Annotated in this window: 23 protein-coding genes; 10 read left to right on the top strand and 13 right to left on the bottom strand. The window is 71.2% G+C overall.

What is annotated here, in order from left to right; translation table 11 throughout:
* Positions 1-400: 400 nt before the first annotated feature.
* The 3 genes from Aph01nite_RS36040 (at position 401) to phoH2 (ending at position 3,282) form a co-directional block, all read left to right on the top strand.
* Positions 401-886: a hypothetical protein gene (locus Aph01nite_RS36040; RefSeq protein ID WP_239162243.1), complete on the top strand. Its 486-nt coding sequence runs from the start codon at positions 401-403 to the stop codon at positions 884-886.
* Between the two features lie 60 nt (positions 887-946).
* Positions 947-1,729: an isoprenyl transferase gene (locus tag Aph01nite_RS36035; RefSeq protein ID WP_204045548.1), complete on the top strand. Its 783-nt coding sequence runs from the start codon at positions 947-949 to the stop codon at positions 1,727-1,729.
* A 278-nt stretch (positions 1,730-2,007) separates the two neighbouring features.
* On the top strand, positions 2,008-3,282 hold the full coding sequence (gene phoH2, locus Aph01nite_RS36030) for an RNA 5'-3' helicase PhoH2 (RefSeq protein ID WP_204045553.1): 1,275 nt from the start codon (positions 2,008-2,010) through the stop codon (positions 3,280-3,282).
* Here phoH2 and Aph01nite_RS36025 read toward each other — a convergent pair.
* Genes Aph01nite_RS36025 through Aph01nite_RS36015 form a run of 3 tightly spaced genes read right to left on the bottom strand, consistent with a single transcriptional unit; the run spans position 3,279 to position 5,920 of the window.
* Positions 3,279-3,806, bottom strand: a complete 528-nt coding sequence (locus tag Aph01nite_RS36025; protein WP_204045547.1) for a hypothetical protein — start codon at positions 3,804-3,806, stop codon at positions 3,279-3,281. The two genes, phoH2 and Aph01nite_RS36025, sit on opposite strands and share 4 nt — an antisense overlap.
* A complete protein-coding gene (locus Aph01nite_RS36020) occupies positions 3,803-5,224 on the bottom strand; it encodes an ATP-binding protein (protein WP_239162242.1) in 1,422 nt (473 codons plus the stop codon). The genes Aph01nite_RS36025 and Aph01nite_RS36020 overlap by 4 nt, the downstream gene beginning before the upstream one ends.
* A gap of 21 nt (positions 5,225-5,245) precedes the next feature.
* Positions 5,246-5,920, bottom strand: coding sequence for a response regulator (locus Aph01nite_RS36015; RefSeq protein ID WP_204045546.1), 675 nt, complete (start codon positions 5,918-5,920; stop codon positions 5,246-5,248).
* A 444-nt stretch (positions 5,921-6,364) separates the two neighbouring features.
* Here Aph01nite_RS36015 and Aph01nite_RS36010 point away from each other — a divergent pair, with 444 nt between their 5' ends.
* Together Aph01nite_RS36010 and Aph01nite_RS36005 are read left to right on the top strand one after the other, a co-directional pair.
* A complete protein-coding gene (locus Aph01nite_RS36010) occupies positions 6,365-6,958 on the top strand; it encodes an aggregation-promoting factor C-terminal-like domain-containing protein (protein ID WP_204045545.1) in 594 nt (197 codons plus the stop codon).
* A gap of 77 nt (positions 6,959-7,035) precedes the next feature.
* Entirely contained in the window at positions 7,036-8,940 is a 1,905-nt protein-coding gene (locus Aph01nite_RS36005) for a glycosyltransferase family 2 protein (RefSeq protein ID WP_204045544.1), read from the top strand.
* Here Aph01nite_RS36005 and Aph01nite_RS36000 read toward each other — a convergent pair whose 3' ends face one another.
* The 6 genes from Aph01nite_RS36000 to Aph01nite_RS35975 form a co-directional block, all read right to left on the bottom strand.
* Positions 8,941-9,774 carry an SDR family oxidoreductase gene (locus Aph01nite_RS36000; protein WP_204045543.1) on the bottom strand — a complete coding sequence of 278 codons (834 nt, stop codon included), beginning with the start codon at positions 9,772-9,774 and terminating at the stop codon, positions 8,941-8,943. It abuts the gene before it with no gap.
* A 67-nt stretch (positions 9,775-9,841) separates the two neighbouring features.
* The gene (locus Aph01nite_RS35995; protein ID WP_204045542.1) at positions 9,842-11,230 is read right to left on the bottom strand and encodes a class II fumarate hydratase; all 1,389 of its coding nucleotides are present in this window, start codon (positions 11,228-11,230) and stop codon (positions 9,842-9,844) included.
* A 27-nt stretch (positions 11,231-11,257) separates the two neighbouring features.
* Positions 11,258-13,558: a serine/threonine-protein kinase gene (locus tag Aph01nite_RS42340; RefSeq protein ID WP_204045541.1), complete on the bottom strand. Its 2,301-nt coding sequence runs from the start codon at positions 13,556-13,558 to the stop codon at positions 11,258-11,260.
* A 55-nt stretch (positions 13,559-13,613) separates the two neighbouring features.
* A complete protein-coding gene (locus Aph01nite_RS35985; RefSeq protein ID WP_204045540.1) occupies positions 13,614-14,786 on the bottom strand; it encodes a serine/threonine-protein kinase in 1,173 nt (390 codons plus the stop codon).
* Between the two features lie 93 nt (positions 14,787-14,879).
* On the bottom strand, positions 14,880-16,520 hold the full coding sequence (locus Aph01nite_RS35980) for a fumarate hydratase (RefSeq protein ID WP_204045539.1): 1,641 nt from the start codon (positions 16,518-16,520) through the stop codon (positions 14,880-14,882).
* Between the two features lie 69 nt (positions 16,521-16,589).
* Positions 16,590-17,588, bottom strand: a complete 999-nt coding sequence (locus Aph01nite_RS35975; protein WP_204045538.1) for an EamA family transporter — start codon at positions 17,586-17,588, stop codon at positions 16,590-16,592.
* Positions 17,589-17,656: 68 nt separating this feature from the next.
* Between Aph01nite_RS35975 and pdxR the strand changes: the two genes are divergently transcribed.
* Entirely contained in the window at positions 17,657-18,982 is a 1,326-nt protein-coding gene (pdxR, locus tag Aph01nite_RS35970; protein WP_204045537.1) for a MocR-like pyridoxine biosynthesis transcription factor PdxR, read from the top strand.
* A gap of 10 nt (positions 18,983-18,992) precedes the next feature.
* Here the strand turns inward: pdxR and Aph01nite_RS35965 are convergent, their stop codons facing one another.
* Positions 18,993-20,192 (bottom strand): MFS transporter, encoded by a 1,200-nt coding sequence (locus Aph01nite_RS35965; RefSeq protein WP_239162240.1) that lies wholly within the window; start codon positions 20,190-20,192, stop codon positions 18,993-18,995.
* A gap of 81 nt (positions 20,193-20,273) precedes the next feature.
* On the opposite strand from Aph01nite_RS35965, the gene Aph01nite_RS35960 reads away from it, so the two are divergent.
* On the top strand, positions 20,274-20,903 hold the full coding sequence (locus Aph01nite_RS35960; RefSeq protein ID WP_239162239.1) for a DUF1707 SHOCT-like domain-containing protein: 630 nt from the start codon (positions 20,274-20,276) through the stop codon (positions 20,901-20,903).
* Between the two features lie 13 nt (positions 20,904-20,916).
* Here Aph01nite_RS35960 and glpX read toward each other — a convergent pair whose 3' ends face one another.
* The gene (gene glpX, locus Aph01nite_RS35955) at positions 20,917-21,951 is read right to left on the bottom strand and encodes a class II fructose-bisphosphatase (RefSeq protein WP_204045536.1); all 1,035 of its coding nucleotides are present in this window, start codon (positions 21,949-21,951) and stop codon (positions 20,917-20,919) included.
* Positions 21,952-22,145: 194 nt separating this feature from the next.
* Between glpX and Aph01nite_RS35950 the strand changes: the two genes are divergently transcribed.
* The 3 genes from Aph01nite_RS35950 (at position 22,146) to Aph01nite_RS35940 (ending at position 23,606) form a co-directional block, all read left to right on the top strand.
* The gene (locus tag Aph01nite_RS35950) at positions 22,146-22,763 is read left to right on the top strand and encodes a TetR/AcrR family transcriptional regulator (protein WP_204045535.1); all 618 of its coding nucleotides are present in this window, start codon (positions 22,146-22,148) and stop codon (positions 22,761-22,763) included.
* 50 nt (positions 22,764-22,813) lie between these two features.
* Positions 22,814-23,353, top strand: a complete 540-nt coding sequence (locus Aph01nite_RS35945; protein ID WP_204045534.1) for a DUF4245 domain-containing protein — start codon at positions 22,814-22,816, stop codon at positions 23,351-23,353.
* Positions 23,354-23,435: 82 nt separating this feature from the next.
* A complete protein-coding gene (locus Aph01nite_RS35940; RefSeq protein ID WP_204045533.1) occupies positions 23,436-23,606 on the top strand; it encodes a hypothetical protein in 171 nt (56 codons plus the stop codon).
* Here Aph01nite_RS35940 and Aph01nite_RS35935 read toward each other — a convergent pair.
* Together Aph01nite_RS35935 and xseA are read right to left on the bottom strand one after the other, a co-directional pair.
* On the bottom strand, positions 23,603-23,842 hold the full coding sequence (locus tag Aph01nite_RS35935) for an exodeoxyribonuclease VII small subunit (RefSeq protein WP_204045532.1): 240 nt from the start codon (positions 23,840-23,842) through the stop codon (positions 23,603-23,605). The genes Aph01nite_RS35940 and Aph01nite_RS35935 overlap by 4 nt on opposite strands.
* Positions 23,843-23,852: 10 nt before the next feature.
* On the bottom strand, positions 23,853-25,064 hold the full coding sequence (xseA, locus tag Aph01nite_RS35930) for an exodeoxyribonuclease VII large subunit (RefSeq protein ID WP_204045531.1): 1,212 nt from the start codon (positions 25,062-25,064) through the stop codon (positions 23,853-23,855).
* Positions 25,065-25,229: the final 165 nt, after the last annotated feature.

Genomic DNA, 25,229 nt, shown 5'->3' with positions numbered 1-25,229 from the left:
CCCAAAGCCCCTGACACCCCAAAGCCCCTGACACCCCAGGGGCGTGACACCCCAGAGCCCTGACACCCCGGGGGCGTGACACCCCAGGGGCCTTGAGACTCCAGAGCCCTTGAGACTCCGAAGCCCTGGGACTCCAGGCCCTGGGACTTCGAAGCCGTGGGACTCCGAAGGTCTGGCAACGCGACCGGGTTTTGGCGCCGGTGCGGTGAGTAGCGTCACCTGCGTTGACGGCGCCGGATAACGGCGAGAACCCACTCCGAGCTGTACGAGCGGAGATCCTCCGGTGCGAGGGGGTTTGGGCTGATGTGACCTGGATACCCTTTGGGAAATGGGGGGACTACGTTGCGTGGATGGCTCATATCTGAGCGTTGATCCGGTGGTTTGCCGGGACAGCGCGGGTGTGCCGTACGAGATCACGCTGGCCCTGCACCGGGATGGCACGCCGTACGGCGTGGTGGGTGAGCGGTGTGGGTGGTTTCTGGCGCGCGTGGCGCGAGGGGTTGCCGAGGCGCGTCTGAAGGCAGGGGGATGGGGGGATCCGGATGACCGATTCCCGGGCGGCGAGGAGGAGTTGTTCGCGTTCCGGTACCGGGCGCGGACCGACGTCGTGGGGCGCGGGGAACTGCGCTGTCAGGTGCGGACGATCGCGTCGTGGGAGCCGCGGGGCGGGCGGGCGCTGGGCGAGTGGCGGCTGACCAGGAGGGCATTCCTGGAGGCATGGGGCGGTTCCGGAGTCGGCCTGCGCGCTGTGCTCACATCCGCTCAACTGGCCACATTCCTCGAAGGACTGGTCGCCGAGGCAGAAGACCGACTCGGCACCCGTTTTTGGATGGAACGCAACAGCAACCTCATAAAGGGAGCGGGCACCGTCTCGCGCCCCCGATAATTGCCTGATTCAGCTGTCTCGGAAGTCGGCCTGAGGCGGTGGGACGAACCTGGGGGCGCCATGGGCGTGCGCGATCTCGTGTACCGCAATCTCCTCTACAAGGTGTACGAGCGCAGGCTTGAGCACAAGATCGCCAAAGCGGCGATGCCGATTCCCAGACACGTCGGCGTGATCGTCGACGGGAACCGCCGCTGGGCCAGGATGATGGGCCTGGACGACGTCAACCGCGGCCACCAGAAGGGCGCGGACAAGATCTCCGAGCTGCTGGTGTGGTGCCGCGAGGCCGGCGTCGAGTACGTCACCCTCTGGCTTCTCTCCACCGACAACCTCTCCCGGGACAAGGCGGAACTGGAGCCGCTGCTGCGGGTGATCGAGGGACTGGTGGGCAACCTGGTCGAGCAGGGGTGGCACGTCACCCCCATGGGATCGCTCGATTTGCTGCCCGATCACACCGCTCGTGTCCTGAAAGATGCCAAAGAAGTCACATCACACCGTCCCGGGCTGATTGTGAACGTTGCGGTTGGGTATGGAGGAAGACGTGAGATCGCTGATGCGGTGCGCTCACTCCTCCAGGAGCACGCCAGCAAGGGCGCGAGTATCGAGGACCTCGTGGAGGTCCTCGATGTCGAGCACATCGCGGAGCATCTCTACACGCGCGGCCTGCCCGATCCGGACCTGGTCATCCGGACCTCGGGAGAACAGCGGCTCTCCGGATTCCTGCTCTGGCAGAGCGCCCACTCGGAGTTCTACTTCTGCGAGGCCTACTGGCCGGATTTCCGCAGAGTCGACTTCCTCCGGGCACTCAGGTCCTATGGCGCGCGTCACCGTAGGTACGGCTCCTGAAACGGCACGTGAACAGCCCCTGGCGGACAGGATTGAAGCGTTGGCGGGCGGGGATTCAGGTCGTACCGTAAGAAGTAAGCAGCAGTGCTTACCTCGGGAGAGGGCCCATCCTTGCGTCTCAAAGACCTTGCGAGGAGGGCCGGTCCACGGTTCCGCCTCGGCGGGGTCCGGGCCCGGTCCGTTCACCACCAGTCAAGGCAGGGCGCCGCGCTTTGGCGCCCGGGGGAGAACGCGTGGCATTGTCCTCAGGCAACCCGTCCAAGTCCCGTCGTACGTACATCCTCGACACGTCAGTCCTGCTCGCCGACCCAGCGGCGATGAGCCGCTTCGACGAGCACGAGGTTGTACTCCCGATCGTCGTCATCACTGAGCTGGAGGCCAAGCGGCACCATCCCGAACTGGGGTACTTCGCCAGGCAGGCTCTCCGCTCGCTCGACGACCTCCGGGTCCGGCACGGACGACTAGACGAGCCAATGCCCATCGGCGAGGGCACGATCAGGGTGGAGCTCAATCACAGCGACCCGTCGGGACTTCCGGCGGGTTTCCGGCTCGGCGACAACGACACCAGGATTCTGACCGTCGCGCAGAACCTCGCCAGCGAGGGCTTCGACGTGGTGCTGGTCTCCAAGGATCTGCCGATGCGGGTGAAGGCCGCCTCCATCGGCCTGGCCGCGGAGGAGTACCGGGCCGAGCTGGTGGCCACCACGGACGCCGGCTGGACGGGGATGTCGGAACTCCAGGTGGCCGCGGAGGATGTCGAGGCGCTCTTCGAGAACGGCACCGCCGACCTGGAGGAAGCCCGCGAACTGCCCACCCACACCGGCCTGCGGCTGCTGACCAGCAAGGGCTCGGCGCTCGGGCGGGTGCTGCCGGACAAGTCGGTCCGGCTGGTCCGCGGCGACCGCGAGGTGTTCGGCCTGCACGGCCGATCCGCGGAGCAGCGCATCGCGCTCGACCTGCTGATGGACCCCGAGGTGGGCATCGTCTCGCTCGGCGGCCGGGCCGGCACCGGCAAGTCCGCGCTGGCGCTCTGCGCCGGCCTGGAGGCCGTGCTGGAGCGCCGCCAGCACCGCAAGGTGGTCGTCTTCCGCCCGCTGTACGCGGTGGGCGGCCAGGACCTGGGCTACCTGCCGGGCACCGAGAACGAGAAGATGGGCCCCTGGGCGCAGGCGGTCTACGACACCCTGGGCGCGGTCACCACGCCCGAGGTGATCGAGGAGGTGCTCGACCGCGGCATGCTGGAGGTGCTGCCGCTGACGCACATCCGCGGCCGGTCCCTGCACGACGCGTTCGTGATCGTGGACGAGGCCCAGTCACTGGAGCGCGGCGTGCTGCTGACCGTGCTCTCCAGGATCGGGGCCAACTCCCGGGTGGTGCTCACCCACGACATCGCCCAGCGGGACAATCTGCGGGTCGGCCGGCATGACGGCGTGGTCGCGGTGGTCGAGAAGCTCAAGGGCCACCCGCTGTTCGCGCACGTGACGCTGACCCGTTCGGAGCGTTCGCCGATCGCGGCCCTCGTGACCGAGATGTTGGAGGACGTGACCCTCTAACGGGGGAGCTGCCGGCCCTCTGCCGCGAGGTCCCAGAACTCGCGGCAGGTGTGCTCGCCCAGCGAGACCGGCCCGCCCACCTCGGTGTGCGTGATCTTCACGGCCCAGATGTCCTGCCGCTGCCGCATGGCGGTGCAGGTCATCTGGGCCATCGCCGTTCTGGTGACCTGCCCGCCGCCGCTGATGAACAGCGACAGCCGGAACCCGTCCGCGTTCTCGGGGTCGTTGCGTACGACACCGAACCGGGTCATCTGGCTGGACTCCCAGCGGAGCCCGGCCAGCGCGGTGCTCAGCCCCTCGGTGTTGCGGCCGCCGGCCTCGAACAGGGCCGCCATCACGTGGTCCATGGCGTGGGAGGCGGCGGCCACCCGGCGGGGTTCCAGCCGCCCGCCGAGGAGCAGGTAGACCGTGGCGGAGGTGGACTTGGGGCTGATCACCGGCGGCGGCCCGCCGTCCAGCACGCCGGTCGGGCGCACCCCGCAGGCGGCGGTGAGCACGAGGAGGAGCAGCCAGAGTCTTCTCATGGGCGCGGCACCCAGAGCGTGAACTGCGTGCCGGGCTCGGTGAGCTTCACGGTGATCGTGCCCCGGTGCAGCTCGGCGTTGGCCATGGCGATGGACAGGCCGAGGCCGCTGCCCTCGCTGCGCGTCCGGGTCGTCCCGGCCTTGAAGAACCGGTCGAAGACGTGCGGCAGGGCCTCCCGGGGGATGCCGGCGCCGTGGTCGCGGACCATCACCTCAAGTCCGCTGGGCAGTACCCGGGCGCTGATCAGCACCGGCGGCGCGCCGTGGCTCAGCGCGTTCCCCGCCAGGTTGGCCATGATCACGTCGAACCGCCGCGGGTCCAGCGAGTAGACCAGCCCCGGCGGCACGGTCAGCTTCACCTGGTCGCTCCAGCCGCGCACCTCCAGGCAGTCCGCCAGCGCCTCCCCGAGGTCCACGTTCTCCCGGTGCAGCTCGGCCGCGCCGGAGTCGAACCGGCTCACCTCGATCAGGTGCTCGACCAGCCCGCGCAGCCGGACGATCTCCTTCAGCACCAGGTCCACGGCCTGCCCGGCGTCCGGCGGCAGCTTCTCCGCCTCCTCGCTGAGCATGTCAGTGACGGCGATCATGGTGGTCAGCGGGGTGCGCAGCTCGTGCGAGACGTCCGCCACGAAGCGGCGCGACATGGCCTCCAGGCCGCGCAGCTCGGAGACGGTCTGCTCCAGCGCGGCCGCGGTCTCGTTGAAGGTGGCGGTCAGCTCGGCCAGCTCGTCCCGGCCGTGCACCGGCAGCCGGGTGTCCAGCTCGCCCGCGCCGAGCGCCCGCGCCGCCGCGCCCAGCCGCCGTACGGGCAGCAGCACCTGGCGGGCCGAGAGCAGGGCCAGGGTCGCCGCGATCACCAGGGTGAGCAGGCCGGCCTGGAGCAGCGCGTAGCGCAGGTTGGCGAGCACCCTTTCCTCGTTGCGCATGGAGACGAAGACGTACACGGACATGCCGGTGGAGCGGGTGGCGCCGGTTCCGGTGCGGCGTTCGACGTCGGTGCCGACCAGCAGCATGGGCTCGCCGTCCACCTCCAGGGTCTGGTACGACAGCCGCTTCCTGGCCGCGGCGCGGAGCTGGTCCGGGATGTCCTCCGCGCCGAGGCTGGCGCCATTGCTGGTCCTGGGCGGCTCCTGGCCGTACTCCAGGACGACCTGGCGGTCCGGGCCGCTCAGCGACTCCACCAGGTCGGCCAGATCGTCGTCGGTGACCGAGGCGTCGTTGGGCCAGAGCAGGTCGCTGGTGCCGATGGGCAGGGTCATGCGGTCGAGCACGTCCCTGACGTCCTCGATGGCGCCGCTCTCGGCGCGTTGCAGCAGCTCGCCGCGGACCAGCTGGTAGCCGATGCCCGCGACCATGGCCGAGGCGGTCACCGCGACGATGGTGAAGGTGACGACGAGCCGTTTCCGCAGGCTTCTCACAGCGACGTGCTCATGACGTGCTCATGGCGGGCTGAAGCGGTAGCCGAAGCCGCGGACCGTGTGGATGAAGACCGGCTCGGCCGGGGTGGGCTCGATCTTGGCGCGGATGCGCTGCACGCACGCGTCCACCAGCCGCGAGTCCGCCACGTGGGTGTGGTCCCAGACCGAGCGCAGCAGGTAGCGCCGGTTCAGCACCTGCCCGGGGTGGCGGACCAGTTCGAGCAGGAGCCGCAGTTCGGTCGGGGTGAGGTGGATCTCGCGGGCGTTGAGCGTGACCTTGAGCGCGCCCCGGTCGATGACCAGGTCGCCGAAGGTGATGCGGTCGGTGGAGGCCGACTCCAGCCGCCGTAACACCGCCCGGATCCTGGCGTCCAGCACCCGGGGTTCCACCGGTTTCACCACGTAGTCGTCCGCGCCCGCCTCCAGGCCGACCACCACGTCCAGATCGTCGCCGCGCGCGGTGAGCAGAATCACCGGCAGCGAGTCCAGTTTCCTGATCCGGCGGCACACCTCGACGCCGTCGATGCCGGGCAGCATGACGTCCAGGATCACGATCTCCGGCCGCCGGGATCGGATGTGGTCGAGCGCTTCCTCGCCGGTGGCGTACGCGGTGACCGAGTGCCCCTGCCGGGCGAGCGCGAGCTCCAGTCCGGTACGGACCGAGGGGTCGTCTTCGACCAGAAGGATGCCTGCCACTGGGTCATTATGGGGCAGCGAATGTACCGAAACCGTGACACGGGACGCACAGGATCCCAACGATGCCCCGAGAAGCTGGCGCAGGGGCCCTCCTTCGGTACGGGGGTCCGAGGGGCGGCCCCTCCAGTAACACGCACCCCGGCAGTGGTGTGAGCAAAATCACATTGGCCAAGAAACCCCATGTAACGGGCGGTTGGGTCAAAGGAATACCAACTAACTTTCATGTTTGGGTTGCGGAACACCCCCTGTCCCACGGCAAGCTCATAGGTCGTGAGCCCAGGTCAGCAGTTATCGGATCGTTCGGCACCCCCGCGCGCCCGATCGCGGCGCGCCAGACGCCCGGAACGTCCCGAGCGTTCGGCGCCGCAGCAGCGTCAGGACCGCCCGGACCTTCCCCCACGCCGCCCGCGCAAGCCGATTCTCACGCCCAAGCGCATCGCCGTCATGGCCGTCACCGTGGCCGTGATCGCGGGGGGCACCACGTACCTGGTCAAGACCTCCATCTACAACAACAGCCTGCCGCAGCAGCTGATCGACCCGGCCGTGCTGGCCGGCGACTTCGGCACCAGCTCCAAGATCGACGCGCTCAAGGCGCACGCCGCCGCGGCGATCCAGAAGGAGAAGATCGAGGCCGCCCGGGAGGGCCGCCCCGCGCTGGACCCGGCCAAGAAGCCCGAACAGGCCCCCGGCGGCGGCGGATTCCCCCCGATCGACTTCCCGTCCGGCTCCAACCCCGACCCCGGCAGCAACAAGGCCCTCGGCAAGCAGATGCTGGACGCCATGGGCTGGACCTCCGAGTGGGGCTGCCTGGAGAAGCTCTGGGACAAGGAGAGCGGCTGGAACGAGCGCGCCATGAACCGCTACAGCGGCGCGTACGGCATCCCGCAGTCGCTGCCCGGCAGCAAGATGGCCAGCGCCGGCGGCGACTGGCAGACCAACCCCGCCACCCAGATCAAGTGGGGCCTCGGTTACATCAAGAACCGGTACGGCTCGCCGTGCGGCGCGTGGGGACACTCCCAGCGGGTGGGCTGGTACTAGCGAAATCCGGGTCAGCGTTTCCTGATCCTTCGGCAAGGCGGCGCCGTCACGCTGGGTGAGCGGCGCACGCTTGCCGCATGGGTGTGAAGGTCAGCGTGGTGGTCTCGGTGCGCAATCCGGGACCCTCGGACGACTCCTTCGACGCGTGCGTACGCTCGCTGCTGGAGTTGCCGCCGGACGAATATGAAGTGATCTTCGCGGACGACAGGTCCACGGACGGCACGAAGGAGCGGCTGGAGACGGTCGCCATGGTCCGTCCCAACGTCCGGGTGCTGCATCTGGAGCACACCGGCACGCCGTGGGCCGGGCGCAACGCGGGGCTCACGGTGGCCTGCGGCGACTACGTGTTCTTCATGCACGCCCACGACCGGCTGGAACCGGGCTCGATGGCGAAGATGCACGCCAAGGCCGTGGAGACCGACGCCGACGTGCTGGTCGGGCGGCTGGCCGTGGACGGGCCGCCGCTGTCGGTGTTCAGCCGCAACCGGGACCGCGCGGATCTGCTGCGGGACCGGCTGCTCACCGTGCCGACCGCGCACAAGCTGTTCCGGCGCGACTTCCTGGTCGATTACCAGCTGGGCTTCGCCGACCGGCCGCTCGCCGAGCACGCGTTCGTGCTGCGGGCGTACCTGGCGGCCAAGGTGGTGGCGATCCTGGCCGAGCCGGTCTGCTGCCACCTCGCGCCGGGCGAGCCGGAGCCGGAGGACCCGCGCAAGCTGGTCGCCGGGCTGCGCGACCTGATGGACATCGTCGAGGCGATGACCCAGCCGGGGCCGCAGCGGGACCGGATCAACGCCTTCCTGTTCCGGATGCTGGGGCTGCGGCGGCTGTCCGGGACCCGTTTCACGGGCGCCTCGCCGGAGCGCCGCAGGGTCATCTGCGCCCTTCTGCGCGAGCTTGCCGCCGACCGGTTCCCCGAGCGGGCGGACCGGTACCTGCCGGTGCACCAGCGGGCCGCCATGGCGCTGCTGCGGGCCGGGCGGCAGTCGGAGCTGACCGACCTGGCCTGGGAGTCGAAGGGCACCCGGCTACAGGCCCGCCTGTCGGACGTGCGCTGGGACGCCAGCGTGCTCACTCTCTCGCTGGCGGTGGAACTGGTCCGCGCGGACGGCTCCCCGCTCTGGTTCCGGCTGTTCGACGGCAGGCTGCTGTGGACACCGCCGATCGGCGGCGACAGCCTGCTCACGCCGGAGCTGGCGGACGTGACCGAGACCGCGGCCAACGCGCGGATGGAGCTGTACATCCGCAACCCCGACACCGGGGTCACCTACTTCCTGCCGGTGACCAGCGAGGTCGAGCAGACGGCCGCCGGCGAGCGGGTACGGCTCCGCGCGGTCGGCGCGGCCCGCCTGGACGTCGCCACGGCCGCCCTCGGAAATCCGCTCGAACCGGGCGTCTGGGAGGTCCACGTACGCATGCGGGGCGCGCAGCCGGGCCGGAGCCGGGTCGGGCGGCCCGACAGCGGGATCAACGTGGCCGGGGTGCTCGCGGATCACCCGCAGCGGCTGGTGGTGCCGTGCTGGTCGGAGCAGGGCGAGCTGAGCGTGTGCGTGGAGCCGCGCTCGTTCCCCGAGTCGATCGCGCTGGTCTCGCCGGGCGCGTCGGTGGTGCGCAGGGACGGGTTCGTGTACGTGGCGATGCCGGTGCCGTACGTGCCGCCCAGCGGGGGGCCGATGCTGGAGCTGGTGTTGCGGCAGAGGGGCGGGCGGCGGCGGGCGGTCACGGTGCCCGCGTTGGTGGAGCCGGGCGTGCCCGGACGGCTGGCGGGGCAGCTGGTCGCCAAGGTGCCCGTCCGGCGGCTGCGCGGGGACGGCGTGCTCGGGCCCGGCGCGTGGCAGCCCCAGCTGCGCATGGACGACAAACCGGTGGATCTCCGGTTCGGTCTCGAGGTGAGCAGGAACGGGAAGGTCCGGGTGCAGCCCGTGCTGGTGGACAGGCCGTCCTGGCTGCGCCGGGTGGCCCGGCGGTTGCTGGGCCGGTGACTAACGGGCGCTCCAGCCTCCGTCGAGGGGGATGGAGACGCCGGTGATGAACGAACCCTGGGGGGAGCACAGGTAGGCGACCATCTCGGCGACCTCCTCGGGTTCGATCAGCCGCTTGATCGCGGCCGGCTGGAGCATGATCCGCTCGATCACCTCGGCGGGGTCGATGCCGTGGCTCTCCGCCTGCGCGGCGATCTGGGCCTCCACCAGGGGCGTACGGACATAGGCCGGGCTCACGCAGGTGGAGGTCACCCCGAACGCGGCCCCCTCCAGGGCGATCACCTTGGACAGCCCTTCCAGCGCGTGCTTCGCCGTCACGTACGCGGACTTGTACGGCGAGGCCCGCAACCCGTGCACCGACGAGATGTTCACCACCCGCCCCCAGCCCTGCTCCTTCATGTACGGCAGAGCCGCCCGCACCAGCTGGAACGGCGCCTCCACCATGACCTTGAGGATGCGCTCGAAGACCTCCAGCGGGAACTCCTCGATCGGCGCCACATGCTGAAATCCCGCGTTGTTCACGATGATGTCGGGAAAAATCCGGACTTCGTCGGGGGGGCCGGGGGCCGACCAGTCCGTGCCCTCCTGCGCGTACGGGCTGCGCGCCACCTGGTCCCGGATGGCCGCCATGAAGCCCGGATCCGCCAGGTCCACGCTGACCGGGGTGCCGCCCAGCTCGGCCGCCACCTTCTCGGCGCTCTCCGCGTGCAGGTCCACGACCACGACATGCGCGCCCGCCGCCGCCAGCCGCCGCGCGCACGCCCTGCCGATGCCGCTGCCCGCACCGGTGACCAGCGCCGTCCGCCCCGCGAGGTCCCCGTTGATAGTCGTCATGCTCGCAGAATGTAGGCGGCGGTTCGGGAGCCGCCCATGGGGTGAGCCGACATAGTCCCGTACCGACCTATGTGGACGGGTGTGTCATGGACAGGACGTCGAGAGCTTGGTCCAGCTGGGCCTCGGTGAGGGTGCCGTCGGCGACGTGGCCGCGTTCCAGCACGACCTGGCGGATGGTCTTGCGTTCCGCCAGGGCCTGCTTGGCGATTCTGGCCGCCTCCTCGTAGCCGAGGTACCGGTTGAGGGGGGTGACGATCGCGGGGGAGGACTCGGCGTATTCGCGGAGGCGGGCGGTGTTGGCGGTGATGCCGGCCACGCAGCGGTCGGCGAGCAGGCGGGAGGCGTTGGCCAGCAGGCGGATCGACTCCAGCACGTTGCGCGCGATCAGCGGCAGCATCACGTTGAGCTCGAACACGCCGGAGGCGCCCGCCGCGGTGACCGTGGCGTCGTTGCCGATCACCTGCGCGGCGACCATGGCGACGGCCTCGGGGATCACCGGGTTGACCTTGCCCGGCATGATCGACGAGCCGGGCTGCAGGTCGGGCAGGTTGATCTCGCCGAGCCCCGCGCGCGGGCCAGAGCCCATCCAGCGCAGGTCGTTGGCGATCTTCGTGAGGGAGACCGCGACGACCTTCAGCGCGCCGGACAGCTCGACCAGGCTGTCCTGCGCGCCCTGCGCCTCGAAATGGTCGCGCGCCTCGGTGAACGGCAGCCCGGTGCTCCCGGCCAGCTCGGCGATGACCCTCCCCGCCCAGGCGCGGTCGGGGGTGTTGATCCCGGTTCCGACCGCTGTGCCGCCCAGCGGGAGCTGGGCCACCCGGGGCAGGGTGCCCAGCACGCGGTCGATGCCGTACTCGATCTGGGTGGCGTAGCCGCCGAACTCCTGGCCCAGCGTGACCGGCGTCGCGTCCATCAGGTGGGTACGGCCCGCCTTGACCACGTCGGCGAACTCCGCGGACTTGGCCACCAGCGCGGTCGCCAGATGCTCCAGCGCGGGCGTGAGATGCTCCGTGAGCGCCTGGGCGGCCGCGATGTGGATAGAAGTCGGGAAAACGTCGTTGGAGGACTGTGCGGCGTTGACGTGGTCGTTGGGGTGGACCGGGCGTCCCAGCCGCTCCTCGGCCAGGGTGGCGATCACCTCGTTGGCGTTCATGTTGGACGAGGTCCCCGAGCCGGTCTGGAACACGTCCACCGGGAAGTGCTCGTCCCACTTGCCGTCCGCCACCTCCCCGGCGGCCTGTCTGATCGCCTCGGCCAGGTCGGGCTCGATCAGGCCGTAGTCCGCGTTGACCGTCGCGCAGGCGGCCTTGATGCGCCCCAGCGCGGCGATGTGCGCGGGTTCCAGGCCGCGGCCGGAGATCGGGAAGTTCTCCACCGCGCGCTGGGTCTGGGCCCGCCACTTGGCTTCGGAGGGCACCCGTACCTCGCCCATGGAGTCATGTTCGATCCGCGTCATTGGTCCAGTCTCCACCCGTGGGGTGGGTCAGGACTCGCCGGAGGCCCTGTCTCCGGTGGGCGCGAACGACTTGAGCACGGCGTTGCGCTCGGCCGCCTGCTGCTTCCACTCCGTTTCGAGGGACTGCCAGGAGATCGCGTACGTGGTGCCGCCCCGCACGGACACCCAGCGGGTTAGGGCGCGCACGCTCTGGCCGCCGTTGCGGTAGGTGAACTCCCAGTCGGCGGCGTAGGCGCCGCGGTACTGGCCGGGGCGCGCGGCGATCCTGATCAGCTTGTAGGCGGGGTACTCCCCGTCGGCCTCGCTGGCGGCCTCCACCTGCCTGATGGACTTCACCAGGTCGGTGGGACGGCCCGGCACGACCTCGATCCGCATGCGGTTGTCGCCCTCGCCGAACGAGATGCCGTCCGCGTCGCCCCGGGGGGAGCCGAAGCGGGCCGGGTAGCTGACGGTGAAGCCGTTCGGGTCCTCGTGGCGGCGCAGGTCGGCGACGGGAGCCTTCCCCGGGGCCGAGCTCGCGGAGGCGCTCGTCCTGGCCGAGGTCCGGGCGTCCGCGCCGAGCGCCGAGAAGGCGAAGACGGCCAGCGCGGCGGTCAGCACCACCGCCAGCGCGATCACGATGATCAGCGTCGCCCTGCGCCGGTTCCGGTTCTTCCCGGCCGGCGGCCTGCCCTGGGACTGCATCGCGAACAGATCCGTGCCCAGCCCGGACTGCGGCTCCATGCCGCTCGGCGGGGCCAGCGCTCCCGGGACCGGCACGGCCCGGGTCACCGAGTCGGCGTCGGGGCCGAGCGGCGCGACCATCGGCGGGGTCTGCGGCACGTCGTAGCCGGGCTGCCAGCCCCTCGGGTCCTGCGGAGGATAGGCGGGCGGCGCCTGCTGGTACTCCGGCGGCAGCGGCTGGTACATGTGCGGCGGGAAGTTCGGCGGCGGGGCGAACGGCGCCGGCGCGGCACCCTGCGGGGGCGGCGGAGCCGCCGGACTCTGCGGGACCGCCGGATGCTGCGGAACATGCGGGGCATGCGGGGGTACGGGGGCCTGCGGCGCGGGCGGCTGCTGACGCTGCTGCGCGCCGGGCAGCGGAAGAGAACTCGGGGTGGCGTCGTCGTCCGGCGGGAAGACTCGCTTACCGGGCAGACGCCCGCCCACGGTGGTGTCCTCGGTGATGCTCGGCCGCCTGACCACGGTCGGCGTGTCGAAGTCCGGCGGTTCCACCGCTTCCGGGATGAGCGCTCCCCCCGGCGAGCGGGCGATCACGACCGTGCGCTCGGACTCGTCCGGAGGCGAAGGCCGCGAAGGAACCGGCGGAGACTGCGGGGCCGGCGGAGGTTGCGGGGCCAGTGGAGGTTGCGGGGTTAGTGGAGGCTGCGGGGTTAGTGGAGGCTGCGGGGTTAGTGGAGGCTGCGGGGCCGGCGGGCTCTGGGGCCGCGGCGGCGGGGGCGGGGCGGCCTGCGGGGGAGCCGGGGGCCGCGCCGGACGGGACGGGACGGGCTCGCCCGGGAGGCGGACCGAGGTCGGGGTGTCGGCGACGGTGCGCAGCATGACCGCCGCCCGGTCCGGCGTCAGCCGGAGCGTGTAGTCCTTCTCCAGCAGACCCTCCAGCACCGGCCGGAGCGGCCCGGCGTGCGTGGGCGGGTCGCAGCTCTCGGTCATCAGCGCGGTCAGCGTCTCGGCCACCGAGCGCCGCTCGTACGCGGGACGGCCCTCCACCGCGAAGTACAGGGTCGCGCCCAGCGCCCACAGGTCCGACTCCGGTCCCGTGTGGTCGCCTCTGGCGCGCTCCGGCGCGGTGTAGCCGGGCGAGCCGATCACCATGCCGGTCTGGGTGAGCGCGCTGTCGCCGATGGACTTGGCGATGCCGAAGTCGGTGAGCACCACCCGGCCGTTCTCGGTGAGGATCACGTTGCTGGGCTTCACGTCCCGGTGCAGGATTCCCTGGGCGTGCGCGGCCCGCAGCGCGCTGAGCAGATCGTGTCCGATCTCGGCCACCAGGCGGAGCGGCAGCGGCCCCTCCTGTTCGATGACCTGCTCCAGCGAGCGGCCCTCGACCAGCTCCATGATGATCCACGGCACGCCCTCGAACTCGATCGCGTCGTAGATCGTGGCCACCGAGGGATGGTGCACCCTGGCCGCCGTACGGCCTTCGCGGATCATGCGTTCGCGCAGCTCAAGGCGCTGCTCGGCGGTCAGCCCCGAATCGTGCCTGATCTCCTTGACCGCGACCTCACGCCCGAGCGAGCGATCGACGGCACGCCAGACGGTGCCCATGGTGCCGCGACCAAGGGGGGCGATCAACTCGTAGCGCTCAGCGAGCAGCCTGCTCTGCATGAGACAAAAGATAGCGATTCACCTTGAGTACCGCTTTCTGATCACTTGCGAATTTTCATCGCCGAAACCGGCGCGGCCAGAATCTGCGCGGCAGCACCATCTTGAGGAAGTTGTCGAACGCCCGCGAGAAAGGGCTTCCGACCACCTCGAACTCGGCCGGTTTGCGGTGTACGCCCTCGGACGGACGGCGGCGCTGGGCGGGCACCGGCACGGCGGCCATCTCGCCGGTGTGGTGCGGTTCGCGCGGGTAGACCGGCAGTTGCATCGGCCGCGGGGCCGGCCGGGGCTGCGGGCGCGCCTCGGCGCGGTGCTGCCCGCGGTGCTGCGGCTTGCGGGCCGGCGAGGGGAACACGGGGGGCGCCGACGGGCGCGGCGTGCGGTGCGGGGCGGCGATCGGCTCCTCGGCCGAACCGCCCGCGGCCACGCGGGCCAGCATCAGGGCGGCCCTGACCGCGTCGAGCCGGGCGTCCGGGTCGATCTGCAGCAGGCCGCGCAGCACCGGGGCCAGTGGTCCGGCCCGCTCCATCGGGATGGGGGCGCCGCTGGTGAGGGCGGCCAGCGCGGCGGCAGCCGTACGGCGGCCGTGCAGGCCCCGGCCCTCGACGGCGGTGTACAGGGTCGCGCCGAGCGACCACAGGTCGGCGGCGGGACTGGCCTTGTCGCCCAGCACCCGCTCCGGCGCGATGTAGCCGGCCGAGCCGAGCACGATCCCGGCCTGGGTGATCGAGACGTCGCCCTCCAGGGCGGCCAGGCCGAAGTCGGTGAGCACCGCCCGGTCCTCGGTGACCAGGACGTTGCTGGGCTTGACGTCCCGGTGCAGGATGCCCTTGGCGTGCACGGCGCGGAGCGCGCCCAGCACCTGGCGGCCGATCTCGGCCACCCGCTGCGGGTCCTGCGGGCCGCTGTTCTTGACCAGTTCCTCCAGGGACTCGGCCTTGAGCAGCTCCATGACGATCCAGGGCCGGTCGTCCTCGGTGATGACGTCGAAGACCGTGATGACGGACGGGTGGGCCACCATGGCGGTGGCCCGGCCCTCCCGTTCGGTCCTGGCGCAGAGTTCGGCCCGCAGATCCTCGTCGAGGACCAGCGGCAGCCGCACCTCCTTGACCGCGACGTCCCGGTCGAGAAGCTCATCGCGGGCACGCCAGACGGTCCCCATGCCGCCGCGGCCCACCGGCTGGAGCAGCCGGTAACGCGCGGCTAACTGGTATCCGGACGGCGCGCGCATGGGTGGCAGCTTACCCATTTCGGTACAGGAGCCTGTAGACACCTGGCCGAATAGTTGTCGAGATCTTCTGTCAAATGTGGTCAGGATGTCCGTTCAACGCCGCCCGATGGTCAGCACCGGGCCCGTCGTGTCCTGGAAGAAGTCCTCGCCCTTGTCGTCCACCACGATGAAGGCGGGGAAGTCCACCACCTCGATCCGCCAGACCGCCTCCATCCCCAGCTCCGGATATTCCAGGACTTCCACCTTCTTGATGCAGTCCTGCGCGAGCCGGGCGGCGGGGCCGCCGATCGAACCCAGGTAGAAGCCGCCGAACTCGTGGCACGCCTCGGTGACCTGCTTGGAGCGGTTGCCCTTGGCCAGCATGACCATCGAGCCCCCGGCCTCCTGGAAGCGCGCCACGTAGGAGTCCATGCGGCCGGCGGTGGTGGGGCCGAAGGAGCCGGAGGCGTACCCCTCGGGGGTCTTGGCGGGGCCGGCGTAGTAGACGGCGTGGTCCTTGAGGTACTGCGGCATCTCGCCGCCCGCGTCCAGCAGTTCGGCGATCTTGGCGTGCGCGATGTCGCGGGCGACCACCAGCGGGCCGGTCAGGCTGAGCCGGGTCTTGACCGGGTACTTGGTGAGCTCGGCTCGGATTTCGGACATGGGACGGTTGAGATTGATGCTGACCACGTCGTCGGAGAGGTGCTCGTCGGTGGTATCGGGCAGGAATCGCGCCGGGTCGGTCTCCAGCTGCTCCAGGAACACGCCCTCCGGGGTGATCTTCGCCAGTGCCTGCCGGTCCGCCGAGCAGGAGACGGCGATCGCCACCGGGCAGGACGCGCCGTGGCGGGGCAGCCGGATCACGCGGACGTCGTGGCAGAAGTACTTGCCGCCGAACTGGGCGCCGATGCCGAGCTGCTGGGTCAGCTCGAAGACCTTCTTCTCCATCTCCAGGTCGCGGAAGCCGTGCCCGGCGGGGGAGCCCTCGGTGGGGATGGAGTCCAGGTAGCGGGCGCTGGCGTACTTGGCGGTCTTCAGCGCGTGCTCGGCGCTGGTGCCGCCCACCACCACCGCCAGGTGGTACGGCGGGCACGCCGCCGTGCCCAGCGAGCGGATCTTCTCGGCCAGGAACTCCAGCATGCGCTTCTCGTTCAGGACGGCCTTGGTCTCCTGGTACAGGAAGGACTTGTTGGCGGAGCCGCCGCCTTTGGCCATGAAGAGGAGTTTGTAGGTGTCGTCGCCTTCGGCGTACAACTCGATCTGGGCGGGGAGGTTGTTGCCGGTGTTCTTCTCCTCCCACATGGTCAGCGGGGCCATCTGCGAGTAGCGCAGGTTGAGCTTGGTGTAGGCGTCGTAGACGCCCCGGGAGATGTGCTCGGCGTCGCGGCCGTCGGTGAGCACGTGCCTGCCGCGTTTGCCCATCACGATGGCGGTGCCGGTGTCCTGGCACATGGGCAGCACGCCGCCGGCCGAGATGGAGGCGTTCTTGAGCAGGTCGAGGGCGACGAAACGGTCGTTGCCCGAGGACTCCGGGTCGTCGATGATCTTGCGGAGCTGGGCCAGGTGGCTGGCGCGCAGGTAGTGGGAGATGTCGTGGATGGCGGTCTCGGTGAGGAGGCGGAGCGCCTCCGGGTCGACCTCCAGGAACCGGCGGCCCGCCGCTTCGACGACGCGCACCCCCTCCGCGGTGATCAGACGGTATTCGGTCTCGTCCGGGCCCAGCGGCAGCAGGTCGGTGTAGTCGAACTCGGGCATCGTCTTTGATCCTCCGTGCGGGGTGTCCACTCGCCCCAAACTGTACGACGCCCCAGCCTGTACGACGTCTCAGGCCGGCTCCGGCCGCAGGCCGATCAGGATGCCGGCGATGACCAGCCCGGCCCCCGCGAGGTCCGCCACGGACGGCACCCCGAGCCCGAGCACGACCCCCGTGCCGATCGCGCCGACCGGGATCATCCCGGCGAACAGTCCGGCCTTCTCCGGGCCGAGCCTGGGCAGCGCGCTGTACCAGAGGAAGAACGCCACCGTCGTCACGACCAGGGCCAGATAGCCCAGGCCGAGGGCTTCGGCGAGGGTCGGCGCCCGCAGGATGCCCGCGCCGTCCACGGCCGCGCCGAGGACCAGCAGGGCCGGCACCGCCAGCGCCGCCGAGTACGCCGACACCCGCACCGCCCCCAGCTTCGGCAGCAGCGGCAGCGCCAGCAGCGAGAAGCACACCTCGCAGGCGAGCGCGCCCAGCGCCCACAGCAGCGCGGCCGGGGTGCCCGACCCGAGCCCGGTCGCGAGTGTGGCCCCCGCGACCACCACCCCGGCCGCGAACAGGATCCGCCGCGACGGGAGAAGCGTCCTGGCGCCCCTGGTGAGCCCGTCGCTCGGGTTTCCGTCCCGGGCCGCGCTCGGCCCTGTGTTCGACCTTCTGCTCAGCAGGGCCGGGATCGGCGCGCACAGCGCCAGCGCCAGCGGCACGGTCCCCAGCACGGTGCCGACCAGCGCGGGTCCGGCGTGCCGCGCCGACTCGATCACACAGATGTTGAAGATCACCAGCCCGGTCAGCGAGAGCAGCACGAGCAGCACCCGGTCCCGCGCCGTCAGCCGCGCCCGCACGGTCCCGGAGCGGCGGTCCAGCAGGGCGGCCGTGGCGAGCAGGGCGACGGCCGCGACCGCGTACCGGACGGCCTGGCCGCCGTAGAGCGGGTAGTCCTGGATCACGTCCGAGACGGCCGCGAGGGTGCCCACCATGAACATGGCCGCCGTGGCCATGGCGACGGCCGGCCGGTCCAACGCGCGGCCGGTCTGGATTCCGGCTATCTGGATTTCCGTGGTCATGTCGGATGATGCTAGGGATTGAATGGTTCGCGGAATGAGTCCAATTACACGCGGGAACTGAGGACCAATTGGCAGATCTCCACATCGAGGTGGACCGGGCCGCCGGTGGCATCGCCGGGCAGATCGCGCGGGAGCTGCGGGAGTCGGTGCGCTCCGGGCGGCTCGCCCCGGCGGCCCGGCTGCCGGCCAGCCGGGACCTGGCCAGGGACCTCGGGGTCTCGCGCGGGGTTGTGGTCGAGGCGTACGAGCAGCTGGTCGCGGAGGGGTTCCTGGAGTCGCGGACCGGCGCGGGCACGCGGGTGGCCGCCGCGGCGGCGCGCTCGGAGCGGGAACCGGAGGCGGCCTCGCCCGAGGCGGCCCTGGGGCATCGGCCGACTTCTCCGGATCTGGGGGCGTTCCCGCGGCGGGCCTGGTCGGCGGCGTTGCGGCAGGTGCTCGCGACGCTGCCGAACGACAGCCTGGACTACGGGGACCCGGGCGGCGTGCCGGAGCTGCGGGCCCAGCTGGCCGCTTACCTCCGGCGGGTACGCGCCGCCGACGTGGCGCCCCGCGACATCGTGATCGTCACCGGGGTCGCGCAGGGGCTCAGCCTGTTCGTGCACGTGCTCGCCCAGAAGGCCGGACGCCCGATCAGGCTGGCCACGGAATCCCCGGCGAGCACCCGGCAGGAGCCCCTGCTCCGGCGGGCCGGGGCCGAGCTCGTCGGGGTGCCCGTGGACGAGGAGGGTCTGGACGTGGCGGCGCTCGCCCGTACCGGGGCGGAGGCGGTGCTGGTCACGCCCGCGCACCACTACCCGACGGGCGTGGTGCTGTCGCCGCGCCGCAGGGCCGAACTGGTGGCCTGGGCCGCCGCGACCGGGGCCGCCGTCCTGGAGGACGACTACGACGCCGAGTTCCGCTTCGACCGCGACCCCGTCGGCTGCCTCCAGGGCCTGGCCCCCGCCCACGTGGTCTTCGCCGGCAGCGTCAGCAAGGCCCTCGCCCCCGGCCTGCGCCTCGGCTGGATCGCCGCCCCGCCCAGCCTGGCCGACGCCGTACGCCTCGCGCGCGCCGAGTTCGACCTCGGCTCCCCGGTGATCGACCAGCACGCCCTGGCCCGCTTCATCGAGTCCGGCGGGTACGAGCGCCACCTGCGCCGGATGCGGCGCGAGTACCGGGGTCGCCGTGACGCCCTCGTGCGCGCTCTCGCCGAGCACTTTCCCGGCGTACGCGTCCGGGGGATCTCGGCGGGTCTGCACCTTTACGCCGAACTCGACGACCCCCTCTCCTTCGCCCGCGCCGCCCAGGCCCACGGGATCGCGGCGGAACCCGCGGGGGACGGCCTGGCCATCGGGTTCGCGCGGCTGCCGGAACACCGCATCGCGGCGGCCGTACGGGCGATGGCGCGCGTTTAGCGTGGGCGGGTTAGCGCGGGCGGGCCGCGAAGCCCCGGGCCAGGAAGACGATCGCGGCGGCCAGCACCAGCGGGGCGATGAACGCGACGCGCATGTCCGCGGCGTCCGCGATGCCGCCGACCAGCGCGGCGCCGACGATGAAGCCGACATAGTTGAACATGTTGACCCGCGCGATGGCGATCCCGGTGCCCGCCGGGTCGAGGCGGCCCGCGGCCGAGAAGGACTGCGGGGCGATCACCGACAGGCCCACGCCGGTGAGGGCGAACCCGGCGATGGCCAGGGCCTCGCCCGGTGCGGTGACGATCGCCAGGAAGCCCAGCGTGGCCACCGCGGCCCCGGCGCGCACGATCGCCACCGGCCCGAACCGGCGCACGGCCACGTCCCCGCCCACCCGGACCAGGAACGTCGCCGCCTGGTACGCGCCCAGCGCCCACGGCACCAGCCACGCCTCCGACAGCATGATCTTGTCGAAGTAGACGGAGCCGAAGTTGGAGATCGAGGCGTCGCCGACGTATAGGAAGGCCATGGCGAGGCAGAGCGGGAGGATCGGACCCCAGGGGAAGCGGCCGGCGGTCTCCACGGTGGCGGCCGTGGATTCCAGCGTGGGTTCCACGTGCTCCTCCGCGGGGGTGCAGAGCCAGCGGGAGGCGACCAGGGAGATCGCGATACCGGGGATCATGGCGGCGGTGAAGGTCGGGCCCAGGTCCAGGCCCGCGTCCGCGGCCACGGACGCCCAGCCGGCCCCGATCACGGCGGCGGCGCTCCACAGGGCGTGGAAGCTGGTCATGACCGGGCGGGCGTACCGGCGTTCGACGGTGGTGCCCTGCATGTTCATGCCCGCGTCCACCCCGCCCAGCCCGATGCCGAACAGCACCAGCGAGCCGATCAGCAGGGGGACGTTCGGCGCGAACCCGCACAGCGCCACGGCGACGCAGGCCAGGGGCTGTACGGCGCGGAGGATCCAGCGGCTGCCGTACCGGGCGGCCAGGGTGCCCGCGAGCACGCTGCCGACGCCCGCGATCACCGGGACCACCAGGAGCAGCAGGGTCAGCTCGCCCTCGTCCAGGCGGTGCTTTCCCTGGAGGGCCGCGACCTGGGTGAGCAGCGTGGCGAAGGTGAGACCCTGGACGAAGAAGACGGCGAAAGTGGCGAGGCGTGCCTGCCGGTCTCGTGGTGAGGGGGCCACGATGCCTCCGTACATTCCGAACATGAGGGGCATTCAGGATTCCGTCAGGCTAGGGGTGCGGAAGACGCCGGTCAACGGTGGCCGCGCAGCGCTTAGGCTCTGAACGTGAGCAGTGATTTCCGCGACTGGATCGCCGCCTGGGTGGCGCCCCGCGACACCAGCGGACCCCGGCCCGAGGATCTGCGCGCCTCCCACGCCGACCGGGAACGGGTGATCGCCGCGCTCACCGACGCGGCCGCCGACGGCAGGCTCACCGCCGTCGAACACGAGGAGCGCGTCGAGGCCGCCTACCGCGCCCAGACCCTGGGCCAGCTGGCCCAGCTCACCCTCGACCTGCTGCCGCCGGAGAGCCAGCCCTTCGTCATGCACGACAAGCCGGTCATGGCGCTGTTCCGCACCGAGAACAGGGGCGGGCGCTGGGTGGTCCCGTCCAAGATCCCGGTCACCTCGTTCGGCGGCAACGTCAACATCGACCTGCGCGACGCGCTCCTGCAGTCGAACCGGGTGGTCGTGCAGCTCGCCGTGATGGCCGGGACCGTCACGCTCCTCGTGCCCGACGGCGTGCTCGTCACGCCCGCGCCCGGGGCCAGGGTCCGATCGTTCAAGAACCAGACCCGGCCACCCGAGTCGCCCACCCCGCCCGTCATCGAACTGGCCGGCTTCGTGTACGGCGGCAAGGTCATCGCCCGCTGCCCGAAACCCCCGAAACGCGGACTCTTCCGCCGTCAGCCGTGACGCCGCCGCGCCCTCAGAGCGCGGTGTCGAAGTTGATCGCGCTGTACGCGCCGAGCTTCCAGAGCTGGTGCTCGCTCTCGATCTTGCGGATCGTGCCGGAACGGCCCCGCATGACCAGGGAGTGGGTGACGGCCGCGCCGCCCCGGTAGCGTACGCCGCGCATGAGCTCACCGTCGGTGACGCCCGTGGCGGCGAAGAACACGTCGTCGGAGCTGACCAGGTCGTCGGTGAGCAGGACCTGGTCCAGGCTGAGCCCGGCGTCCAGGGCGCGGCGGCGCTCCGCGTCGTCCCGCGGCCAGAGCTTGCCCTGGATGACCCCGCCCAGGCACTTCATCGCGCAGGCCGCGACCGTGCCCTCCGGGGTGCCGCCGACACCGAGCATCAGGTCCACGCCCGTGCCGGCCCGCGCCGCCATGATCGCGCCGGCCACGTCGCCGTCGGTGATGAACTTGATCCGGGCCCCGGTCTCCCGGATCTCCTTCACGATCTGCTCGTGCCGCGGCCGGTCCAGGATCACCACGGTCACGTCGGACGGCTTGGCGCCCTTCGCCCGCGCCACCGCGCCGATGTTGTGCGCGACCGGGGCGTTGATGTCCACAGCGCCGGCCGCCTCCGGGCCGGTGACCAGCTTCTCCATGTAGAAGACGGCGGAGGAGTCGTACATGGAGCCGCGGGGGCTGACCGCGATCACCGAGATGGCGTTGTTCATGCCGAGCGCGCACAGCCGGGTGCCGTCGATCGGGTCCACGGCCACGTCGCACTCGGGGCCGGTGCCCACGCCGACGTCCTCACCGTTGTAGAGCATGGGCGCGTTGTCCTTCTCGCCCTCGCCGATCACCACGACTCCGCGCATGGACACCGTGTTGATCAGCTGGCGCATGCTGTTGACCGCGGCGCCGTCCGCGCCGTTCTTGTCGCCACGTCCCACCCAGCGGGCGCTGGCCATGGCGGCGGCCTCGGTGACCCGGACGAGTTCCAGCGCCAGGTTGCGGTCGGGCGCGTGCTCCCCTGTCGCGAGGGCAGGGGGGACAGCCGTCTGATCAGCCATGATCGAACTCCTTGATTGGTCTTTCCCTACCCAACGGGGACACGATCGATCGTAGTTGGCGCATTTCGCCCGGCTCCGTCCGGCAGGCGTCCGAGCTTGCCCGGGCGATAGTTGGCCCTAGCCAAAGGGCTGTCAGGCCGTCCAGAGCGGTTGTTAGGTCTCCTGGCGGGACGGCGAGGGATAATCTCGCCACCATGAGCAGCGACACGAGCGCCACCGAACGACCGGTCACCGTGCGCACGTCCGAGCGCGGCGCAGCCACGCGGGGCGCGCTCCTCGACGCCGCCCGGGAGATCTTCATCTCCAGCGGGTTCGCGGAGGCCGGGGTCACCGACGTGGTGCAGCGGGCCGGGGCCAGTGTCGGCAGCCTCTACCACCACTTCTCCGGCAAGGCCGACCTCTACCAGGCGCTGTTCGAGGACTTCCAGGCGCGGCAGACCCAGCGCACCAAACAGGCCGTGCAGCTTGCCCGCGCCGACGGCGAGACCGACCCGATGCCGCTCTTCCTCGCCGGCGCGCGCGCCTACCTGGACGGCTGCCTGGCCGAGCGCGACCTCGCCGCCCTCTTCCTGCGCGGCGACGGCCCGCCCGGATTCGAGGTCATCATGCGGGACCGCCTCCGCCAGTGGGCCCGCCGCAACGCCACCCTCTTCGAGAACGAGGACGCCCTCGTCGTCGTCATCACCGGCGCCCTGGCCGCCGTCGTCCAGGAACTCACCCTCTCCGACGACCCGCAGGCGGCCAGCCAGATGGCCGAGGAGGCCCTCCTCATCATCAGCGGGATCCGCCCCCCGGAGCCGGGCGCCCGCTGATCCGGGTGCGCGGAAACGTGACCGGCCGACCCGCCCGGTAGCCTCTTGGCGTGCGCCAATTCACCCAGGGTTTCTACGGGTACGCCTTCGCGTTGTTCGTCTGCCTGCTGGCCGTCGGCGCGTTCCTGCTGATCACCCCGCAGAGCCGGACCGAGCACATTCCCCGGGTGGACTTCACGATCGACACCGCCAACGCGGCCCGCCTCGCCAAGTTCGAGGTCGAGGTGCCCCGCGCGGTCCCCGCCGGCTGGACCCCGACCAGCTCCCGGGTGACGCAGGACAAGGGCACCGTGACCTGGCGGCTCGGCTTCGCCACCGGCAAGCGCATGCACGCCATGCTCGCCCAGAGCGACGAGGCCCCCACGGCCGCCTTCGCCAACCGCATGGCCAACACCGAGACCGTCACCGGCACCCAGCAGATCGCCGGGAACACCTGGGAGCAGCGCGTCCGCGAGGACAAGAACCAGCGCTCCCTGGTCCGCGTGCTGCCCGATCGCACGATCATCATCACCGGCTCCGCCGACTGGAGCGAGCTGACCGCGCTGGCCACCGCCCTCACCCCCGCCCCCGAGCCGGTCACCTCGAGCTGACCGGTTGGCGATCTTCAAGCCGCCTGCAAGGGGCAGCCTCTACCAATGAGGGCACGCAGACCTGCCCACGGAGGAGGAGGCCATGAGCAACCCGGTCCGCTACACCCTCGCCGGCGCCATCATCGCCCTCATGATCGTGATAGCGGTGGCAGCAGCCATCGGCCTGTGGAACCCGCCCGGCATGATCTTCCTGATCGCCCTCTGCATCGGCGGCATCTACAAGCTCTTCGGATCCCGCACGCCGACGGACTAGAAGGGGGCTTCGTCCGTGGGATTCGGATGGGGAGGTTCGCGTTCGGCCATGGCGGCGGCCAGTTTGGCGCGGGCGCCCTGGAGCCATTCCTCGCAGATGGCGGCCAGTCTTTCGCCGCGCTCCCAGAGCTCGATGGACTCCTCCAGCGTGAGCCCGCCCGTTTCGAGCCGGCGCACCACTTCGGTGAGCTCCTCGCGCGCCTGCTCGTACGACGGTGTCTGCTTGTCCTGGGCCACGGGAACCACCCTAGAGGCCGGGCTCGGTGACGATCACCGAGACGCGGTCGTCGGGGAGGCGGAGGGTGAGCGGTGCGCCCGGTGCCAGGTCGGCGGCGCGCCGGACGACCTCGCCTGACGGGCGTTGCACGATGGCGTAGCCGCGTTCCAGGGTCGCCGCGGGGGAGAGCGCGACCAGGCGGGCGCGCAGATGCCCGAGACCGTCGGAGGAACGGTCGAGTGAGCCGGTGAGGCAGCGGCGGGCGCGGTCCCGGAGCGCGTCCACCTGCTCGGCGCGGCGGTCGAGCTCCCGCACCGGATCCGACAGCGACGGCCGCGACCGGACCGCCTGCAGCCAGTGCAGCTCCCGGTCCAGCCTGCCCCCGACCACCCGCCGCCCGCGATCCCGCAGCTGATGCACCAGGGTCAGCTGCTCGCCCACGTCCGGCACGACCTTCTTGGCCGCGTCGGTGGGCGTGGACGCCCGCAGATCGGCCACCAGATCCAGCAGCGGACTGTCCTGCTCGTGACCGATCGCGCTCACCACCGGCGTACGGCACGCCGCCACCTCGCGCACCAGCGACTCGTCCGAGAACGGCAGCAGATCCTCCAGCGAGCCGCCGCCCCTGGTCACGATGATGACGTCCACCTCACGGTCGGCGTCCAGCTTCCGCAGCGCCTCGGTGACCTCGGCGACGGCGAACGAGCCCTGGACGGCCACCGCCTCCACCTTGAACCGCACGGCCGGCCAGCGCCGGCGCGCGTTCTCCAGCACGTCCCGCTCGGCGGCGGAGTCCCGCCCGCAGATCAGCCCCACCGTGCCGGGAAGGAACGGCAGCCGCCGCTTCCTGTCGGTGTTGAACAGCCCTTCCGCGGCCAGCACCTGGCGCAGCCGCTCCAGCCGGGCCAGCAGCTCGCCGACGCCCACCGGCCGGATCTCCAGCGCGGTGAACGCGAACGAGCCCCGGTTGACCCAGAAGTCGGCTTTGACGTGCACGACCACGCGGGCGCCGTCCACCGGTCTCGGCAGGCTCGCCTCGTACACGTTCCGCGCGCAGGTCACCCGGGCGGACACGTTCGCCACGGGATCGCGCAACGTCATGAAGACGGTGCCCCCGCGGGCGGTCAGCTCCGTGATCTGGCCTTCCACCCAGATCGTGCCCAGCTTGCCGATCCACTGCGCCACCATCTGCAGCACCGACCGGACCGGCAACGGCTCCTCCGGAGACGTCTTCGCGCCCACGCACCCTCCTTCGGGGACCGTTCACTCACCGCGTTCGCGTACGCCGGGCAGCGTAGCGGCCCGCACCGACAAACCCCGGCCGAGGCACCCCCGTCAGAGGGCGAACACGCCGGATCCCTTGCTGAACCCGCCGTCGACGGTCAGCAGCGCGCCGGAGATGTCGGT

This window comes from Acrocarpospora phusangensis, from assembly GCF_016862995.1.
Classification (GTDB): Bacteria; Actinomycetota; Actinomycetes; order Streptosporangiales; family Streptosporangiaceae; genus Acrocarpospora; species Acrocarpospora phusangensis.
Note: the sequence above shows the minus strand (reverse complement) of the source record. Positions and strands in the feature narration are given on the sequence as shown.

Excerpts from the sequence above, each read along its gene's own strand:
- Aph01nite_RS36035 (WP_204045548.1), top strand. The coding sequence starts at position 947 with ATGGGCGTGCGCGATCTCGTGTACCGCAATCTCCTCTACAAGGTGTAC.
- Aph01nite_RS36025 (WP_204045547.1), bottom strand. The coding sequence starts at position 3,806 with ATGAGAAGACTCTGGCTGCTCCTCCTCGTGCTCACCGCCGCCTGCGGG.
- Aph01nite_RS36010 (WP_204045545.1), top strand. The coding sequence starts at position 6,365 with ATGGCCGTCACCGTGGCCGTGATCGCGGGGGGCACCACGTACCTGGTC.
- Aph01nite_RS36005 (WP_204045544.1), top strand. The coding sequence starts at position 7,036 with ATGGGTGTGAAGGTCAGCGTGGTGGTCTCGGTGCGCAATCCGGGACCC.
- Aph01nite_RS36000 (WP_204045543.1), bottom strand. The coding sequence starts at position 9,774 with ATGACGACTATCAACGGGGACCTCGCGGGGCGGACGGCGCTGGTCACC.
- Aph01nite_RS35995 (WP_204045542.1), bottom strand. The coding sequence starts at position 11,230 with ATGACGCGGATCGAACATGACTCCATGGGCGAGGTACGGGTGCCCTCC.
- Aph01nite_RS42340 (WP_204045541.1), bottom strand. The coding sequence starts at position 13,558 with ATGCAGAGCAGGCTGCTCGCTGAGCGCTACGAGTTGATCGCCCCCCTT.
- Aph01nite_RS35985 (WP_204045540.1), bottom strand. The coding sequence starts at position 14,786 with ATGCGCGCGCCGTCCGGATACCAGTTAGCCGCGCGTTACCGGCTGCTC.
- Aph01nite_RS35980 (WP_204045539.1), bottom strand. The coding sequence starts at position 16,520 with ATGCCCGAGTTCGACTACACCGACCTGCTGCCGCTGGGCCCGGACGAG.
- Aph01nite_RS35975 (WP_204045538.1), bottom strand. The coding sequence starts at position 17,588 with ATGACCACGGAAATCCAGATAGCCGGAATCCAGACCGGCCGCGCGTTG.
- Aph01nite_RS35965 (WP_239162240.1), bottom strand. The coding sequence starts at position 20,192 with ATGTTCGGAATGTACGGAGGCATCGTGGCCCCCTCACCACGAGACCGG.
- glpX (WP_204045536.1), bottom strand. The coding sequence starts at position 21,951 with ATGGCTGATCAGACGGCTGTCCCCCCTGCCCTCGCGACAGGGGAGCAC.
- Aph01nite_RS35950 (WP_204045535.1), top strand. The coding sequence starts at position 22,146 with ATGAGCAGCGACACGAGCGCCACCGAACGACCGGTCACCGTGCGCACG.
- Aph01nite_RS35940 (WP_204045533.1), top strand. The coding sequence starts at position 23,436 with ATGAGCAACCCGGTCCGCTACACCCTCGCCGGCGCCATCATCGCCCTC.